This window comes from Pseudorhodoferax sp. Leaf267 (assembly GCF_001422405.1).
Taxonomy (GTDB): domain Bacteria; phylum Pseudomonadota; class Gammaproteobacteria; order Burkholderiales; family Burkholderiaceae_C; genus Pseudorhodoferax.
Genome location: NZ_LMMV01000001.1, coordinates 926,979 through 943,283, shown reverse-complemented (window position 1 = coordinate 943,283; position 16,305 = coordinate 926,979). Strand labels below are relative to the sequence as shown.

Annotated in this window: 10 protein-coding genes and 1 tRNA gene; 4 read left to right on the top strand and 7 right to left on the bottom strand. The window is 71.3% G+C overall.

Annotated elements, in window-relative coordinates:
- Positions 1–25 precede the first annotated feature (25 nt).
- Complete coding sequence (locus ASF43_RS04135; protein WP_056176992.1) at positions 26–1,033, top strand: LacI family DNA-binding transcriptional regulator; 1,008 nt, start codon at positions 26–28, stop codon at positions 1,031–1,033.
- Positions 1,034–1,091: 58 nt separating this feature from the next.
- Here the strand turns inward: ASF43_RS04135 and ASF43_RS04130 are convergent, their stop codons facing one another.
- The 6 genes from ASF43_RS04130 to ASF43_RS04110 all read right to left on the bottom strand — a co-directional run bounded on the left by ASF43_RS04130 (position 1,092) and on the right by ASF43_RS04110 (position 6,926).
- Positions 1,092–1,424 (bottom strand): DUF4148 domain-containing protein, encoded by a 333-nt coding sequence (locus ASF43_RS04130; RefSeq protein WP_056176989.1) that lies wholly within the window; start codon positions 1,422–1,424, stop codon positions 1,092–1,094.
- Between the two features lie 168 nt (positions 1,425–1,592).
- Positions 1,593–2,153 carry a rhombosortase gene (rrtA, locus tag ASF43_RS04125; RefSeq protein ID WP_156373121.1) on the bottom strand — a complete coding sequence of 187 codons (561 nt, stop codon included), beginning with the start codon at positions 2,151–2,153 and terminating at the stop codon, positions 1,593–1,595.
- 59 nt (positions 2,154–2,212) lie between these two features.
- The gene (locus tag ASF43_RS04120; protein WP_156373120.1) at positions 2,213–4,030 is read right to left on the bottom strand and encodes a hypothetical protein; all 1,818 of its coding nucleotides are present in this window, start codon (positions 4,028–4,030) and stop codon (positions 2,213–2,215) included.
- Between the two features lie 69 nt (positions 4,031–4,099).
- The gene (locus ASF43_RS04115) at positions 4,100–6,238 is read right to left on the bottom strand and encodes a M14 family zinc carboxypeptidase (RefSeq protein WP_056176980.1); all 2,139 of its coding nucleotides are present in this window, start codon (positions 6,236–6,238) and stop codon (positions 4,100–4,102) included.
- Between the two features lie 291 nt (positions 6,239–6,529).
- Positions 6,530–6,618 (bottom strand) — tRNA-Sec (locus ASF43_RS30380).
- Positions 6,619–6,626: 8 nt separating this feature from the next.
- Positions 6,627–6,926 (bottom strand): hypothetical protein, encoded by a 300-nt coding sequence (locus tag ASF43_RS04110; protein ID WP_056176978.1) that lies wholly within the window; start codon positions 6,924–6,926, stop codon positions 6,627–6,629.
- Between the two features lie 279 nt (positions 6,927–7,205).
- Here ASF43_RS04110 and ASF43_RS04105 point away from each other — a divergent pair, with 279 nt between their 5' ends.
- The 3 genes from ASF43_RS04105 to pgm all read left to right on the top strand — a co-directional run bounded on the left by ASF43_RS04105 (position 7,206) and on the right by pgm (position 10,884).
- Positions 7,206–8,174, top strand: coding sequence for a ferritin-like domain-containing protein (locus tag ASF43_RS04105; protein ID WP_056176975.1), 969 nt, complete (start codon positions 7,206–7,208; stop codon positions 8,172–8,174).
- 104 nt (positions 8,175–8,278) lie between these two features.
- Positions 8,279–9,166, top strand: coding sequence for a ZIP family metal transporter (locus ASF43_RS04100; protein ID WP_056176972.1), 888 nt, complete (start codon positions 8,279–8,281; stop codon positions 9,164–9,166).
- A 68-nt stretch (positions 9,167–9,234) separates the two neighbouring features.
- The gene (pgm, locus tag ASF43_RS04095; RefSeq protein WP_056176969.1) at positions 9,235–10,884 is read left to right on the top strand and encodes a phosphoglucomutase (alpha-D-glucose-1,6-bisphosphate-dependent); all 1,650 of its coding nucleotides are present in this window, start codon (positions 9,235–9,237) and stop codon (positions 10,882–10,884) included.
- Positions 10,885–10,896: 12 nt separating this feature from the next.
- Here the strand turns inward: pgm and ASF43_RS04090 are convergent, their stop codons facing one another.
- The gene (locus ASF43_RS04090) at positions 10,897–16,278 is read right to left on the bottom strand and encodes a diguanylate cyclase (RefSeq protein ID WP_162241754.1); all 5,382 of its coding nucleotides are present in this window, start codon (positions 16,276–16,278) and stop codon (positions 10,897–10,899) included.
- Positions 16,279–16,305 lie beyond the last annotated feature (27 nt).

The window sequence follows — 16,305 nt, the reverse complement described above, 5'->3', positions numbered from 1 at the left end:
TTCAAGTCAAGCGGATTTGCGTTGCATGCATGAGGCTTCTCGGTCCCCCAAGCCGGCCACGCTGCACGAGGTGGCGCGGGCCGCCGGCGTGTCGCTGATCACGGCCTCGCGTGCGCTCAGCAACCCGGGCGTGGTCTCGGCCACGACCATTGCGCGCGTGCAGCAGGCCGTGGAGGCCACGGGATACATCCCCAACCTGCTGGCCGGCGGGCTCAAGTCCAAGCGCAGCCGCATGGTGGCCGGCATCGTGCCGGCGCTGAACGTCGCGCAGTTCCTGCCGTCGGTGCAGACGCTCACCGAGATCCTCGCGGCCGAGGGTTACCAGCTGCTGCTGGGCCAGACCGGCTACGACCGCGCGCGCGAAGAACTCGTGCTCAACACCATGATCAGCCGCCAGCCCGACGGCATCGTCTTCACCGGCCTGGTGCAGGACGAGGCCGTGCGTGCGCGGTTGCGCCGCACGCGCGTGCCCGTGGTGGAGACCTGGGATTTGTCCGACGCGCCGGTGGACATGCTGGTCGGCTTCTCGCAGGAGCGGGTGGGCTGCGCGGTGGGTGAGTACTTCCGCGCCAAGGGCTGGCAGCACGTAGGCATCGCCACGGCGGGCGACCCGCGCGCGCTGCAGCGCAAGGCCGGCTTCGAGGCGGCGTTCGGCGCCACCGTGCCCACGGCGACCGTGCCCGCGCCCAGCAGCCTGCAGCGCGGCCGCCAGGCACTGGCCGAGCTGCTGGCGCGAGAGCCGCGCCTGCAGGCCGTGAGCTGCAGTTCGGACCAACTGGCCCAGGGCGTGCTGGTGGAGGCCCAGGCGCGCGGCCTGCGCGTGCCGCAGGACCTGGCGGTCTGCGGCTTCGGCAACGCCGACTTCGCCGCGCACCTGCTGCCCACGCTCAGCACCGTGTTGATCGACGGGCCGGCCATCGGCCGCATGGCGGCGCAGCTGGTGCTGGCGCGCTGCCGCGGCGAGACGGTGGCCCAGCCCATCGTCGACATCGGCTTTCGCATCGTCGAGCGGCAGTCCACCGGCGGCGGCTGAGCCGGGCCGCGCACGCAAAAAAGCCGCCCGAGGGCGGCTCGTTGCGCGCGGGGCAGCCTCAGACTTCGCCGCCGACCGAATGGCCGCGTTGCTGCATGGCCGCGATGGCTTCGGAGCGGACCTGTGCGCGCGTCACGTCGGTGGTGCTCTGGGTCGCCGCGCGGGCTTCGGCGGTCGAGAACTCGCCCACTTCGCCGTCGCGCGGCAGTGTGCCGTTGCGCTGGGCCTGCAGGTAGTCGGCGCGCACTTCGGCACGCGTGGTGTTGCTCGTGGAGGGCTGGACCTGGGGCACGTAGCCCACTTCGCCGTATACCAGCGTGTCGGCGAAGCTGGAGGTGGCCGCGAAACCGGCGGCGGCGATGACGGCGGAGGCGAAAAGCTTGCGGTTCATGGAATCAATCCCTTGTGCTGACGGACGCCGCGGCCCATGTGTGCCAGGCGAACCCCGTGTCCACCTGTCGGGCCACTGCAAAAAAGCGCTCCGTCGATGGGAGGACTGTGCCGTGCAGCCAGGCGCCGGGGTGCCCGCCGAGGGACCGTGCGTTCGTCGGCCGCCCGCCTACGTTCCGGCCAGCGAACGGCCCGCGCGCCTGGCGGCCAGCACCAGCGCGGCGCAGGCCACGCCGAACACATGGGCCTGCACGATGATGGGGCCGCCGATGAGTTCCATCTCGCGGCGGTCCGGCCCCAGCAGCCACTGGCCGCACAGCCATGCGGCGATGGTGCTGAGCGCGGCGATGGCGACGGGGTCGACCCGGCGCGCGCCTGGCCACAGCCCCAGAACGAACAGACCGTACAGCACGCCGGACAGGCCCACGTAGTGCGACAGCGTGGGCACCAGCAGCAGGAACAGCAGCGAGATGCCCAGGCCCAGGCAGGCCGCGCGGCGTGCCAGCACCGCGGCGCCGGGCGGCCGGTCCACCAGCAGGCCGCACAGCACCAGGCCGGCCGCGTTCAGCGCCCAGTGCGCCCAACCCAGATGGATCAGGTGCCCCGTCCACAGCCGCCACAGCTCGCCCTGCAGCAGCGCCGCGCGGTCGTAGCGCAAGGCCGCGTGCCACGCGGGCGGCAGGGCCTGCAGCGCCCCCAGCACGGCCACGGCCGCGACCAGGGTGGCCATGGCGCGGCCGTTGCGGTGCGCGGGCGCCACGTGCGGCATCGCGGTGCGCCCTCAGCCTGTCAGAACGGCACGGCGCAACGCGCCGCCGCGTTGGTCGGCCGTGCCACGGGCGTCAGTGCGACGAAGCTGGCCGGCGTGCCGTAGGCCATGCGCCGCTGCGCGTAGGTGGCCGATGCGGCGGTGCCGGTGCCGATCACGAACTGCTTCAGGACGCCGTCGGACGGGTCGATGTTGGCAAACGGTGCCGCCTGCACCGGGCAGGCCTCGGTGCTCAGCACGGGCACGTTCGTGAACGACTGGATGTCGCCCGGCCCCTTCACGTACAGGTACTCGACGACCGCGCTGGCGCCCGTGCCCGACAGCGTGCGGCTGAAGTAGCGGCCCGACCAGATGCGCGAGCGCGTGGCCTCGGTGAAGCCGGCTACGGCCTGCGCGCCCAGCGTACTGCCCAGCTTGACCAGGCGCAGGCCGGCCAGCGAAAGGCTGCCGTCGGCCTGCACGCTGGCCGCGCCGGGGTTGCCGGGCACGGACAGGTTGCCGTTGAAGTCGATCGTGGTCTCGCCGAAGTCGATCACCTTGGCGTCGGCCGCGTTGACGGCGTAGCTGCCCACCTGCAGGCCCACGCTCTTCGCGGTCTCCAGCGCCGTCGCCGTGCCGGTCTGGCGGTCGTTCTGGTAGTAGAAGGTGCCGTGCACGTAGCGGCCGTCGGCGAACACCACCAGGTACTCGGGCCGGCTCAGGCCCATGGGCCGCACCCAGGCGCCGACCAGCGGGTTGCCGGCGCTCGCGACGCGGGTCAGGCTGGCGCCGTTAAGCGTCATCGCGTCCTGCGCGATGGCCACGCTGTGCGCGCCTGCCGCCGGGCCGCGGGCGTTGGCCGCCTCCAGCAGTTCCAGCGTCAGCGTGCCGCCGGCCAGGCTGTAGCGGCCGTAGCGGTAGGCCAGGCCGTTGTCGAACGCGTAGTTGGCGCCGACCGGCGTCTCGATGACCTGGTGCACGAAGCTGCCGTCGCCTGCGAACAGGTACAGCTCGCGCGTGGCGCCGTCGGTCTTGATCCAGGCGCCTTCGATGGGCTGGGCGGCCGTGGCGGCCTTGGCCTTGGCGATGCTGGCCAACGTCTTTGCTGTCGGCACCAGGCTGTCGCGCGTGGCCAGGAACAGCGACTCGCGCTGGGCCGGCGTCAGCGTGGCAGGGATCTGGTAGAGCAGCTGCTGCAGCGAGCCGGGCGCCACGGCGCTGTAGGCGTTCAACGCGGCGCGGCTGTCCGCACCCGCGCTGGCGCTGGCCTCGGCGAAACCGCGCGTGAGCAGCTGGCCCAGCGACAGCATCTTTTGCTGTGCGACCGTGGCCTCGGTGCCCGCCGCGGGCTGGTAGTTGTCGTAGAGCTGGATGCCGCCGACCTGCCCGGCCGTGCCGACCAGGAAGGACAGCAGCGTCTCCTCGGCCTGCAGCACGTTGGCCGAGCGGCCTGAGTCGATCTCGGACTGCAGCAGCGTGGTGAACGGCGTGATCACGGCGTGCCGGCCCAGCGGCGCGGTCAGCGTGTAGGGCGCGACGACGGCGCCTTCGGACGTGCGGCTCTGCGCCGTGGCCTGCACCAGCACGATGGCGTCGTTGGCCGCCGTGGTGGTGATGCTGAAGGCGCCGTTGGCGGTCATGGCCTTGGGCTCGTCGGCATCGCAGGCGCGGTTGTCGTTCAGGTCCAGGCAGGCAGTGGCGTCGCTGAGGTCGCGGTCCAGCACATAGCCCGTGACCTGCCGGGCCGGCAGCTCGGGCGTCGTCGGGCCGTCGTCATCGCTGCTGCCACCGCAGGCAGCCAGGAGAGTGGAAACGGCCAGGGCCATCGCCGAGAGCGCGTAGGTTTTGGGGGACTTCATGGAGATTCCTCGAATTCGATCTGGGTGGCACGCCAGGCCCGCGGCGCGGGCCCGGCGCAAGGGCGCGATTCAGCGTGCGTCGTCCTGCGCGGCGGCCTTGCGGCGGCGCTGCAGGCCGATGGCGGCCAGGCCGCCCAGCACGGCGACCAGGCCGCCCAGGGCGCCGCCACCGCTCTTGGGCTCGGCCTGCGCGGGCTCGGCGATGTCCAGGAAGGCCGCAGACAGCGCGCCGGGCTTGCCGTCGCTGTTCACACCCTGCACGTAGACCATGTGGCGTCCGGCGGCCAGGCCGGCGGTGTTGAGTTCGCCCGATGCGCGCTTGGTCGCGTCGGGGAAGTCGTCACGCGCCTTGTCCGAAGCGCTCAGGTCCAGCTTGACGCGCACCGCTTCGGCGCCCGCTTCCCAGGGCAGCTTGCCGATGTAGGCATAGGCCTCGGTCACGTTGTAGACCACGGGGTAGGGTGGCGGCTTGATCGTGGACTGGCCCGCGTTGCTGTAGCGGTAGCGGTTGTCGTCCACCAGCGCGGAGACCTGCACCTTGGTGCCGGCATCGACCGGGTTGGTCTGCGCGACCTGCACGTCCACCGTGTCCGGCCCGAACGGCAGCTGGTAGATGCGGTGCAGCGTGCGGCTCAGGTAGTGAAAGCCGTTGAAGTTCTCGGGATTGGTCTCGCGCTCGAACACGCCGCAGTCCTCGTAGAACGAGCGGCCCATTTCCACCGTGTACGAGGGCGCACCCAGGAAGCCGTAGAACGCGTCCTTGGTCGTGCCTTCGGTGTTGTAGCTGAGCAGCTGCTGCGACGAGTAGTTGTTGTGGTAGGCCAGGCGCTGGGCGATCACGGCCATGCCCTTGTTGTTGGGCGAATGGGTGTTGAAGCCGTTCTCGGTGCGCTCCACGCCCCAGGGCCACAGGATGGCGCGCGCGTTGCTGTGCAGGTCGATGAACATGCCGCCCGGGTATTCCTCGGAGGCACCTGTCGTCCAGTCCAGCTCGCCGGTGATGGTCGAACGGTTTTCCGGGTTGCAGTACTCGGCGCTCTTGGGCCGGCCGTCGGGCAGCGCGCCGCCTTCCCATTTGCACTGCGCCTGGTTCCAGGTGCCGCGCACGTAGTTCAGCACCGCCTGGGTTTCCGGCTCGGACGCCGGGCCCGTGCCGCGGAAGGTCTCGCCGCAGATGTTGCCGTCCGAGCCGCCCGCGCCGCCGGTGGCCCAGCCGAACGGGTAGTTGCGGTTCAGGTCCACGCCCGAGCCCAGCGGGCCGTTGCCGGTCGTGTTGGTGCAGAACGCGGTCGTGTAGTTGGTGTTCTTGCGCTGGCGGGCGGCGCGGTCCTGCTCGGCCAGCTTGCGGCCGTCGGGGTTGTGGATGATGTAGTGGAACTGGTTGTTGTCCAGCATCATCGTGGCGTTGGCGTCCTTGCCGTAGTTGTCCAGCAGCCACTCGATGAACTTGGTGCCCACCTCCTGCGGTGCGTACTCACGGGCGTGGATGCCGCCGGTCCAGACCATGCGCGGCACTTCCTTGCCTTCCTGCTTCTTGAAGTTGCCGACGACGATGGCCTTCACGTCATGCGGCTGCTCGGGGAACAGCGCCAGGTTGAAGCGCTGCAGCCACGCGGCCGGCAGGAACTTGGCCAGCAGGCTGGTGTAGCTGGACGAGGAGTTGTCGTACTGGTTGTTGACGACGGTCGGCGCCTTGATCTGCGTCTTCATCCAAGCCGGGCCCAGCGTCTTGACCTGCACCAGCTCCGGGTACTTGGCCTTGAGCTCGTCGAAGGTCGCGTAGGTCTGCTCCATCGTGCGGTAGCACGCGTGCACGCCGTCGGCGATCGAGCTGGGCTTCTCACGGTCGATGCGGGTCAGTGCGCCCGACTTCAGGTCGCGCTCGCGCGAGGCCACCCAGTTCTGGATGCGCTCGGTCTCGGCCTGGTCGATCTGCACCGTGTATCCCAGGGCCTGGATGGCCTTGAGCTCGTCGGGGCCGATCTCGGCGTGGATGAGCCGGCTCTTCTGGTCCACATAGGGGTGGTCCAGCATGGCCGTCATCTTGGACAGTTGCTCTTCGGACGCGTAGCCGATCTTCACCGAATAGATGTCGACGGTGGCATCGTCGCTGCCGTGGGCATGGATGGCCCATGAGGCGCTGGCCAGTACGACGGCGGCCACGATGGCTGCGACCGGGGTCAGGCGGGGCGGATTGAATCGTGTCATCTAACGCTAACTCCTCGACATGGAACAGGTGGCGGCCCTGCGGCATCCGCAGTCGGCCCTGGGGGTTCGGCGACCGCCTCTGCCGGGTGAACGGCAGGGGGCGGGAGCGCGTAACAAATTGCAGTTCCTGTGCCAGGCGTTCTGGCGGTCGAGGCTCTTCGTAAGCCGTTGATTACAAACACATTACAAACCCGCCTATTCCCTGCGCGGCGTACGGAAACCCGCCTTTGCCACAGCGCCGCGCGCGGTTTTCCGTGCCGCGTTGGTTGGCGTCGCAGACAGTTGGATGGGCGCACGGGAGTGGGAGTCGAAGCCACCCGGCGACGCGTGACGTCACCCACCGGGTTTGAAGCCCGGCCGTGCCACCAGGCACGCTTCCCGATGCGTGTCAGCCGCCGTCGGTGAACAGCGCGCTGTCGGTGCGCATGCCGTACACGTCGCCCACGCGGCGCAGCAGGCCGAGGCGGTCTAAGTACTCCAACTGCCTTCGAGATCGGCCTGCGCCAGCAGCGGCGCGATGCGCTGAGCCATGCGCCTGCCGGTCGGCCATCAGCGCGCGGCCCAGGTTGGTGTGGACCACGGTGAGCGTGGCAGCGCCGGGGGCGCGCAGCAGGCGGTCGACCGAGGGCAGGGCCTGGGAGCCTGGCCCGGCACCGTCGTCCATGGATGCGTTGGGCAGTGACGGCATGGTTGTCGTGGCGGTGGATGGATTCGCCGCGCGGTGTCGCAGGGCGGCCGGCGCCGAAACATCAGGGACGCGGCACTGTCCTACTCGAAGGCGCTGATCCGGATCCACAGCCGCCCGCGTACTTGCGGAGGACAACGCGTCCATTGGATCGCCGGTCCTGCACCGAACACCAACGCACGTTGCCAAGGTTCGTTCGCGGCTCTCGCGAGCGCCTGTCTAGGCAAGAGCGGATCGGTGGTCCCCGAGGGGGTCATGCGTCCGCATGAAAAGGAGCTTTCCATGCTGGGTCACTTTCTCACACGCAACCAGGTCACCGAGATCGCCACGCGCCGCGCCGAACGGCGTGCCTTCTTCCGCAAGACCAGCGGGTTCGCGGCCGGTGTCGCTGGCGGCGCCATCCTGACCGCCTGCGGCGGCGGCTCCAGCGACTCCAATGCGCAGGCCAACGAGGTGTCGGACGCCGACGTGCTGAACTTCGCGCTGAACCTGGAATACCTGGAGGCGCAGTTCTATGCCTATGCCGCCACGGGCGTGGGCCTGCCGGCATCGCAGCTCGGCGGCACAGGCACGCAGGGCGCCGTCACCGGCGGCCGTGCCGTCACCTTCACCGACCCCATCGTGCGCCAGTACGCCAAGGAGATCGCACAGGACGAGATCGCCCACGTGGCCTTCCTGCGCACGGCGCTGGGCGCCTCGGCCGTGGCGCAGCCGGCCATTGACATCGGCTCCGACCCGAATGGCGCCTTCTCCAGCGCGGCGCGCGCGGCCGGGCTCGTCGGCGCGGGCCAGTCCTTCGACCCCTACGCCAGCGACGAGAACTTCCTGCTGGCCGCCTACATCTTCGAAGACGTGGGCGTCACCGCCTACAAGGGCGCCTCGCCGCTGATCCAGAACAAGACCTTCCTGGAAGCCGCCGCCGGCATCCTGGCGGTCGAGGCCTACCACGCCGGCCTGGTGCGCACGGTGCTGTATTCGAAGGGCCTGGCGACGCCGGCCCTGCGCACGGCCACCGATGCCATCTCCGGCGCGCGTGACAGCCTGGACGCCAGCACCGACGTGGACCAGGGCGTGACGGGCATGAACGACATGTCCAACATCGTGCCCACCGATGCGAACGGCATCGCCTACAGCCGCTCGCCCGGCGATGTGCTCAACATCGTCTACCTGAACCCGGGCGCGGTGTCGCGCGGTGGTTTCTACCCCGCCGGCGTCAATGGCGCGCTGGCCATCAGCAGCGCACTGGCCTGATGCCTCAGGCAGGGCCCCGCGGCGCGGGGCCATGCCGCATGCACAGCACACCCCACGAGGACAGCACCATGGACACCCACCACGCGCACACCCCGGCTGCCCCCATGCCGTCGTCGTTCCATCCGCGCTGGCGATGGCGCTACCTGACCGGCATCGCGCTGATGCTGGCCGCGGTGGTGATCGTGCTGTCGCAGATCGCGCAGTTGCCGCTGTGGCAGGACCCGCGCATGCACGGCGCGCTGCTGGGCGGCTCCATGGCCGCGCTGGCCACGGCATTGGGCACCTTGCCGGTGCTGCTCTCGCAAAAATTCTCGCAACGCAGCTACGACACCATGCTGGGCTTCGGCGCCGGCGTGATGCTGGCGGCCAGCTCGTTCTCGCTCATCATCCCCGCGCTGGCCGCGGCCAAGGCGCAGGGCGCCGGGAGCTGGGGCGCGGGCGGCCTGGTCGGCATGGGCATCGCGATGGGCGCGCTGCTGCTCATGGTGATCGACCGCGTGGTGCCGCACGAGCATTTCGTGAAGGGGCTCGAGGGCCGCGAGGCCAAGGCCATGAAGCGCGTCTGGCTGTTCGTGCTGGCCATTGCGGTGCACAACCTGCCCGAGGGCCTGGCAATTGGCGTGGCCGCGGCCGGCACCGACCCGGCGGCTGCGATGGCGCTGGCCACGGGCATCTCGATCCAGGACGTGCCCGAGGGCATGGTCGTGGCGCTGGCGCTGCGTGGTGTGGGCTACGGCCGCATCACCTCGGCGGGGCTGGGCGTGCTGTCGGGCCTGGTGGAGCCGATTGCGGCGGTGTTCGGTGCGGCGGTGATCGGCATCTCGGCCGGTCTGCTGCCCTGGGGCCTGGCCGCCGCGGCCGGTGCCATGCTGTACGTGATCAGCCACGAGATCATCCCCGAGTCGCACCGCGCCGGGCACGAGCGCTGGGCCACCTGCGGCCTGATGCTGGGCTTCATCGTGATGATGCTTCTGGATACCGCTCTGGCGTGATGGCGCAAGGGGAGCCGCGCTATGCTGCGGCGTGGCCCCGGGCGATGGGCCATCAGCCAAAGGATTCCATGAGCTCCCACCTGCACCCCCTGGCCGGCCAGACCGCGCCACAAGACTCCCTGATCGACCTGTCGCGGCTGCGCGCGGCCTATGCCGACGACAAGCCCGATCCGTCCGTGGCCGCGCAGCGCGTGGCCTTCGGCACGTCCGGCCACCGCGGCTCGTCGCTGGACCGGTCCTTCAACGACTGGCATGTGCTGGCCATCACGCAGGCCATCTGCGACCACCGCCGCGCGCAGGGCATCACCGGCCCGCTGTTCCTCGGCGCGGACACGCATGGCCTGTCCGAGCCGGCCGTGGCCAGCGCGCTGCAGGTGCTGGCGGCCAACGGGGTCGAGGTGATGCTGTCGGCCCACGACGAGCCCACGCCCACGCCGGCCGTGTCGCACGCGATCCTGGTCTACAACAAGGGGCGCACTGCGGGCCTGGCCGATGGCATCCTGGTCACGCCCTCGCACAACCCGCCGCGCGATGGCGGCTTCAAGTACAACCCGCCCAACGGCGGCCCGGCCGGTGGCGAGATCACCGGCCCCATCGAGGCGGCGGCCAACCAGTACCTGGAGGCCAGCCTGGCTGGGGTGCGCAGCGTGCCGCTGGCGCAGGCGCTGGCCGCATCGACCACGCACCGCCACGACTACCTGAACCTGTATGTCGCCGACCTGGGCAACGTGCTGGACATGGAGCTGATCCGCGGCTCGGGCCTGCGCCTGGGCGTGGACCCGCTGGGCGGCGCCGGCGTGCACTATTGGGGCGCCATCGCCGAGCGCTACAAGCTGAACCTCACCGTGGTCAGCGAGACCGTGGACCCACGCTTTGCGTTCATGACGCTGGACTGGGACGGCCAGATCCGCATGGACCCCTCGTCGCCGCACGCCATGCAGTCGCTGCTGAAGATGAAGGACCGCTTCGACGTCGCCTTCGCCTGCGACACCGACCACGACCGCCACGGCATCGTGACGCCGGGCACCGGCCTGCTGCCGCCCAACCATTACCTGGCGGTGTGCATCGACTACCTGTTCCGCAACCGGCCGCAGTGGAGCCCGGCTGCAGCCGTGGGCAAGACCATCGTCAGCACCAGCGTGATCGACGGCGTGGCCGCGCGGCTGGGCCGGCGGCTGTACGAGGTGCCGGTGGGCTTCAAGTGGTTCGCCGACGGCCTGTTCGACGGCTCGCTGGGCTTCGGTGGCGAGGAAAGCGCGGGCGCCAGCTTCCTGCGGCGCGACGGCACGGTGTGGACGACCGACAAGGACGGCATGGCCGCGGCCCTGCTGGCCGGCGAGATCACCGCGCGCGACGGCCGCGACCCCGGCGCGCAGTACGCTGCGCTGGCGGGCGAGTTCGGCAACCCCGTGTTCAGCCGCAAGGACGCACCGGCCACGCCGGCGCAGAAGAAGCTGCTGGGCAAGCTGGCGCCCGGGCAGATCAGGTCGGCCGAGCTGGCCGGCGATGCCATCACCGACGTGCGGACCACGGCGCCCGGCAATGGTGCGGCCATCGGCGGCATCAAGGTCAGCACGGCCGGCGGCTGGTTCGCGGCCCGGCCCTCGGGCACCGAGAACGTCTACAAGATCTACGCCGAGAGCCGCCGCGGCGACGACCATCTGCAGCGCATCTTCGCCGAGGCGCAGGCCGTGGTGGACGCGGCGATCAGCGGCTGACCGCCGCCACGCTCAACCCGCGACCGGCGTCTGCAGGCTGACCCGGTTGCGCCCGCCGTGCTTGGATGCGTACAGCGCCCGGTCGGCGCGCGCGATCAGCTGCTCCACGTCGTCGCCATCGCGCAGCGCGCTCACGCCGAAGCTGGCCGTCATGCGGATCTCGCCGTGGTCGGGCAGCGCGACATCCAGCGCCGCGATGTGGGCGCGCAGGCGCTCGGCCAGCAGGTAGGCCGCGTCCAGGTCGGTCTCGGGCATCAGGATGCCGAACTCCTCGCCGCCCAGGCGCCCGACCAGGTCCTGGTGCCGGACCATGTCGGCGCAGGCCACCGTCAGCCCGCGGATCGCCGCGTCGCCGCCCGAGTGGCCGTGGCGGTCGTTGATCTTCTTGAAGTGGTCGATGTCCAGCATCAGCATGGCCAGCGGCCGGCCGTAGCGCTGGGCACGCTCCACCTCGCTGGCCGTGCAGTGCATGAAGTGCCCGCGGCTGCTGACGCCGGTCAGTGCGTCGGTCGTGGCCAGGCGGCGCAGCGCTTCCTCCATGGCCTTGCGTTCGGTGATGTCGATGATGGTGGCCAGGTCCGCAGCTTCGCCGTCGTAGACGATGGGCACCAGAGAGATCAGCGTCCAGCGCTCCTGGCCGTCCTGCGTCAGCAGGCAGGCTTCGGCATCGCGCAGCACGCCCTGGCGCCGGTACTGGGCGAACAGCCGCGCGCGGTCGGCCGGGTCGCGGTAGCGCGTCTGCGCCGGCTTTCCCATCAGCGTGGCCTGCGTGAAGCCCACCGCGGCCGCGGCTGGCGCGTTCACGTAGACCAGCACGCCGTCGCTGCGGCGGGTGACCGTCATCGGCACCGGCGCGTTCTGCAGGATGCTCAGCGTGCGGGCCTCGCTGTCGCGCAGCTCGCGCGTGCGCTCGGCCACGCGCTGCTCCAGCGTCTCGGCCTGCACCCGCAGTTGCTGCACCAGGCGGGCGTTGTCGATCGCATTGACCACGTTGCCCGACAGCAGGTGCAGGAACTCCATGCGCTGCGGCGAGAAGGCCGCGGCCACGGCGCCGTTTTCCAGGTAGAGCGCGCCCACCACCTGGGCCTGCTGCACCAGCGGCATGCACAGCACGGAACGCCCGCCGACGCGCACGAAGTACTCCAGCCGCTGCCAGCGCGCATCGCCCGGCAGGTCGTCGATGAGCACCGGGCTGCCGGTGTTCAGCGCCGTGCGCAGCATGGGCAGCGGCAGGGCATCGCCCGCGGCTTCCATGGGCCGCGCCGGCCCGGTGCCGGCGCTGTCGGCCTGCAGCGTCCAGCCCTCGGCGTCCTGCAGCACGATGGCCACGCGCTGCGCGCCCGCGTTCTCGCGCAGCACATGCAGCATGCGCTCGAGCAGCGGGCCCAGCGCGGTCTGCGCGGTCACGGCCTGCACGGCCTTCATCAGCGTGACCAGGTCCAGCGCCTGGCTGCCGGCCGAGGTGCTGTGCAGGCTGAGCTGCAGGGCATGCGGCGGTGGCACCGTGGGCGGCTCGGCCAGCGCCTCGGTCAGGGCGCGTGCGCCCCAGCGCAGGAAGGCCGTGCGCGCCTCGGCGCGTTCCACCCGCGCGCCTGTGTCGCCCAGGCTGGCCAGCAGCAGCGCGCGCTGCCAGTGCACCACGCCGCGCAGGAACAGGTTGCCCTGTGGCGCGGCGGCCTGCGATGCGGCCTGCAGCTCGGCGCGTACCTGGGCACGGTCGTCGTCCAGCAGGGCCTGGCCGGCGCGCAGCAGCCGCCACAGCGGAGCCAGTTCGGTGTTGTGCTGCGCCCAGTGCTGCAGGCGCGCCAGCGCGGCGGCCACCTGGCTGCGCCGCTGTGCCGATGCCGGGGCCGCGTCGCCGGCTTCGTCCTGCCGTGCCAGAGCCAGCGCGGCGGTGGCCGTGAAGAACACGCAGTACGGCTGGATGGACATGCCGCGGCCGGCCGGGAACAGCGCCATCGCGGCAAGGCCCTCGGACTCGGCCTGGGCATGGCGGCCGGCCAGGCCATGCAGCAGGCCGGCGAAGGCATGCAGGAACATCGCGCCGGTCTGGTCGCTGCGGGCCTCGTAGGTCTGCCGCAGCTCGCGCATGGAAAAGCGCGCGTTCTCCAGCGGCGCGGCATCGAGCTGCTGCTGCTGGAGCGCGTACACGGTCTCGCGCAGCACCCACAGGTAGTCGTGCGCGACGGGCTGGCGGATGCGGCGCAGCGTGGCCGCATGGGCTTCCAGCTGCGGGGCGAGCTCGGCCAGCGGCTCGCCGGCCAGCAGCGCATGGACCCCGTGCACATACAGCGCCAGGCCGGGGTGGCGCAGGTTGCCGAACTCCTGGCCGTTCTCGTTGACGGCCAGCAGCGCGGGTAGCCCGGCCGCGACGGGCTCGACCCAGTGGCGCAGGAAGGCATTGAACGAAAAGCCGGCATGCGCCTGCACCTGGCGCCAGCCGTGGCGCTCGATGAGGTCCATGGACATGCGGCCCAGCGCATAGCCGAACGGCGTGTCGCCCAGGAACTCGACCGCCATGAGCCCCATGACCGAGTAGGCCGACAGCGCGGCCGGCGCGTGGCCGTGCGCCATCATCGATCGCACCTGCACCACCGTCAGCAGCGGCAGCAGGGCCGGGCGTGCAATATAGGCGGCGGCCGTCATCTTGGCGATGATGCTGTGCTGCTGCAGGCATAGCGCATCGTGCATCGGCGGCCGGGCGGCCAGCGCCGCCAGGCCCATGGCCTCGATTTCCTGCTTGACGGCCGCCACCAGGGCCACCACGTCCTGCGGCGAGGCGGCGGCCGGCAGCGCCAGGCCGAGCAGGCCCAGCGCGGCCAGGCCCTGGTCCAGCGTGGCTGGCAGCTGGCCCGCGGCGTAGAACGACTCGATGCGCACGTCCATCAGCCGTGCCTGCTCCAGCGGCGCGTGCGCATGGGGCAGCGCCGTCTGCAGCAGCATCTCCATGCGCTCGGGCTGGCCGCCCAGGTAGGCCATGCGCGCGGCGTGGGCGTGCAGCACCAGCGCGCCTGCCGGGTCGGCCTGCCAGGCCGCGGGGCCGTGCAGCGCGATGGCGCGGTCGGCGTAGTGCGCGGCCAGCTCGAAGGCGGCCGCGTCCTGGGCCAGGCCGGAGGCGCGGGCATTCAGGGCGGCCAGGTCGGCGCGTTCGGCCGGGCTGTCCATCACGTCCACGCCCAGGTTCAGGTGGTTGACCACGTCGAAGGGCGGGCGCTGCGGGTCGATGCCGCTGCGCAGCAGCCGGCCGATGCGCAGGTGCAGGGCCGGGCGCTCGGCCGCACCGGCCAGCGAATAGGCGGCCTCCTGCACGCGGTCGTGCGCGAAGCCCAGGCCCACGTGCAGGCCGGCGCGCTCGGCGGCGTCGAGCACGGCCACCCACTTGTAGCGCGCGTCGTCCGGCACCAGCAGGCCGGCTTCCAGCGCCGGGCGCAGCGCCTGCAGCACGGCATGCTCGTCCTGCCCGCTGACCGTGGCCAGCGCCGCGAGCTCGAAGTGCGTGCCCAGGCAGGCGGCCGTGGTCAGCAGCCGCGCCGTGTCGGCCGGCAGGCGCCGCAGCTGCTCGACCATCAGGTCGACCACGTTGTCGGCCATGCGCTCGGCCTGGATGCGTTCGATCGCCCAGCACCAGCGCGCCGCGCCGCGGTCCAGCCAGATCAGCCCGCGCCGGGCCACGTCCTGCACGAAGCGGCGCAGGAAGAAGGGGTTGCCGCCGGTCTTGGCCTGGCACAGCACGGCCAGGGCGTCCACGGCCTCGGGCGTGCTGTGCAGCGTGTCGGCCAGCAGGCGGCGCGTGTCCTCCAGTTGCAGCGGGCCGATCTGCAGGGCCAGCGCGCGCGGGCCGAGGGCCGCGAAGAGCTGCAGGTCCTGCGCCAGCGGGTGGTCGGCGGGCACCTCGTTGGAGCGGTAGGCACCGATCAGGAGCACATGGCGCAGGCCCTCGTCCAGCGCCAGCTCGCGCAGCAGGCGGCGCGAGGCGCGGTCGGCCCACTGCAGGTCGTCGATGAACAGCACCAGCGGCGCATCGGCCGCGGCCAGCGCGGCGATGCACTGCTGCAGGCTGCGCACGACACGGTTCTCGGCCTCGGTGGGGCCGAGCGGCAACACGGCGGGCAGCGGTCCCAGCAGCCGCGCCAGATCGGGCACGGCATCCGCCACCAGGGCCGCATTGGCGCCCAGCGCCTGCAGCAGCGCCGCACGCCAGCGCTGCTGCTCGTCGGCATGCAGGGCCAGCACCTGGCGCCCGCGCTGCTGCAATGCCGCCGTGAACGCCGCGTACGGCGCATGCTGGCCGAACTGGTTGAACTTGCCGCTGATGAAGTGGCCATGGCTGCCCAGCAGCGCCGTTTGCAGCTCGTGCACCAGCGCCGTCTTGCCGATGCCCGAGAAGCCGGCGACCGTGACCAGCTGCGCCGTGCCGCGCGCCGCCGCCGTAAACGCATCCAGCATGCGGCCGACCTGCGCGCAGCGGCCGTACAGCAGGCCCGACACCTGCAGACGCGCCGACAGGTCGTTGGCCGCCAGCGGGTAGCCCACCAGTGCATCGGGTGTGTCCAGGTGCGCCAGGATGTAGGCCAGGTCGCGCTGCAGCGCCACGTGGCTCTGGTAGCGCGCCCCGGGCTCCTTGGCCAGCAGCTTGGCGACCAGGTCGGCCAGCAGCGGCGCCAGCGTGGGCTGCAGCTCGGTCACCCGGCGCGGCTGGTGCGTGAGGTGGGCATGCACGGCTTCCAGCGGGTCGGCGTAGCGCAGCGGCGGCTCGCCGGTCAGCAGCTCGAACAGCGTGGCGCCCAGTGCATAGAAATCGGCGCGGTAGTCCACGTCGCGGTTCATGCGGCCGCTTTGCTCGGGCGCCATGGTGGACAGCGTGCCTTCCAGGTCCTCGGGGCGGGCCAGCTCCGGGCGTTCGCTGGACAGCTCGGCCGCGATGCCGAAGTCGATCAGCTTGACCGTGCCGGCCGCGAAGTTGGCCACGATGTTGCCGGGCGCGATGTCCTTGTGCACCACGTTGCGCGCATGCACGGCCTCCAGCGCCTGGACTACGGCAATGGCCGCCTGCAGGGCCTGCCGGGCCGGCAGCGCGTGGCCCTGCAGCAGGTCGCGCAGGGCGACGGCGTTGTCGTCGGGCATGGCCATGAACAGCAGGCCTTCGTGGCTGCCCATGGCCGTGGCGCTGACCACGTGCGCATGGGCCAGGCGGCGCGACAGCTCGAACTCGCGCCGAAAGCGCGCCACCTCGCCGGGGCTGGGTGCCGCGGCGCGCAGGAACTTGACGACCTTGCGCCCGCTGGCGTCCAGGCAGCGCAACACCACGGAGCGCTGGCTTTCATGCAGCCGCTCCAGCACGGTGAAATCGCCGAAGCGGCTGCCGACCGGCAAGAAGCCCGAAGTTGTATCCATGCGTGATTGTTGCGCGCGCATGGAAAC

What these genes read in the sequence shown, in the direction of transcription:
- ASF43_RS04110 (WP_056176978.1), bottom strand. Translation starts at nt 6,926, where the DNA reads ATGCCGTCACTGCCCAACGCATCCATGGACGACGGTGCCGGGCCAGGC.
- ASF43_RS04135 (WP_056176992.1), top strand. Translation starts at nt 26, where the DNA reads ATGCATGAGGCTTCTCGGTCCCCCAAGCCGGCCACGCTGCACGAGGTG.
- ASF43_RS04120 (WP_156373120.1), bottom strand. Translation starts at nt 4,030, where the DNA reads ATGAAGTCCCCCAAAACCTACGCGCTCTCGGCGATGGCCCTGGCCGTT.
- ASF43_RS04090 (WP_162241754.1), bottom strand. Translation starts at nt 16,278, where the DNA reads ATGGATACAACTTCGGGCTTCTTGCCGGTCGGCAGCCGCTTCGGCGAT.
- rrtA (WP_156373121.1), bottom strand. Translation starts at nt 2,153, where the DNA reads ATGGCCACCCTGGTCGCGGCCGTGGCCGTGCTGGGGGCGCTGCAGGCC.
- ASF43_RS04105 (WP_056176975.1), top strand. Translation starts at nt 7,206, where the DNA reads ATGCTGGGTCACTTTCTCACACGCAACCAGGTCACCGAGATCGCCACG.
- pgm (WP_056176969.1), top strand. Translation starts at nt 9,235, where the DNA reads ATGAGCTCCCACCTGCACCCCCTGGCCGGCCAGACCGCGCCACAAGAC.
- ASF43_RS04100 (WP_056176972.1), top strand. Translation starts at nt 8,279, where the DNA reads ATGCCGTCGTCGTTCCATCCGCGCTGGCGATGGCGCTACCTGACCGGC.
- ASF43_RS04115 (WP_056176980.1), bottom strand. Translation starts at nt 6,238, where the DNA reads ATGACACGATTCAATCCGCCCCGCCTGACCCCGGTCGCAGCCATCGTG.
- ASF43_RS04130 (WP_056176989.1), bottom strand. Translation starts at nt 1,424, where the DNA reads ATGAACCGCAAGCTTTTCGCCTCCGCCGTCATCGCCGCCGCCGGTTTC.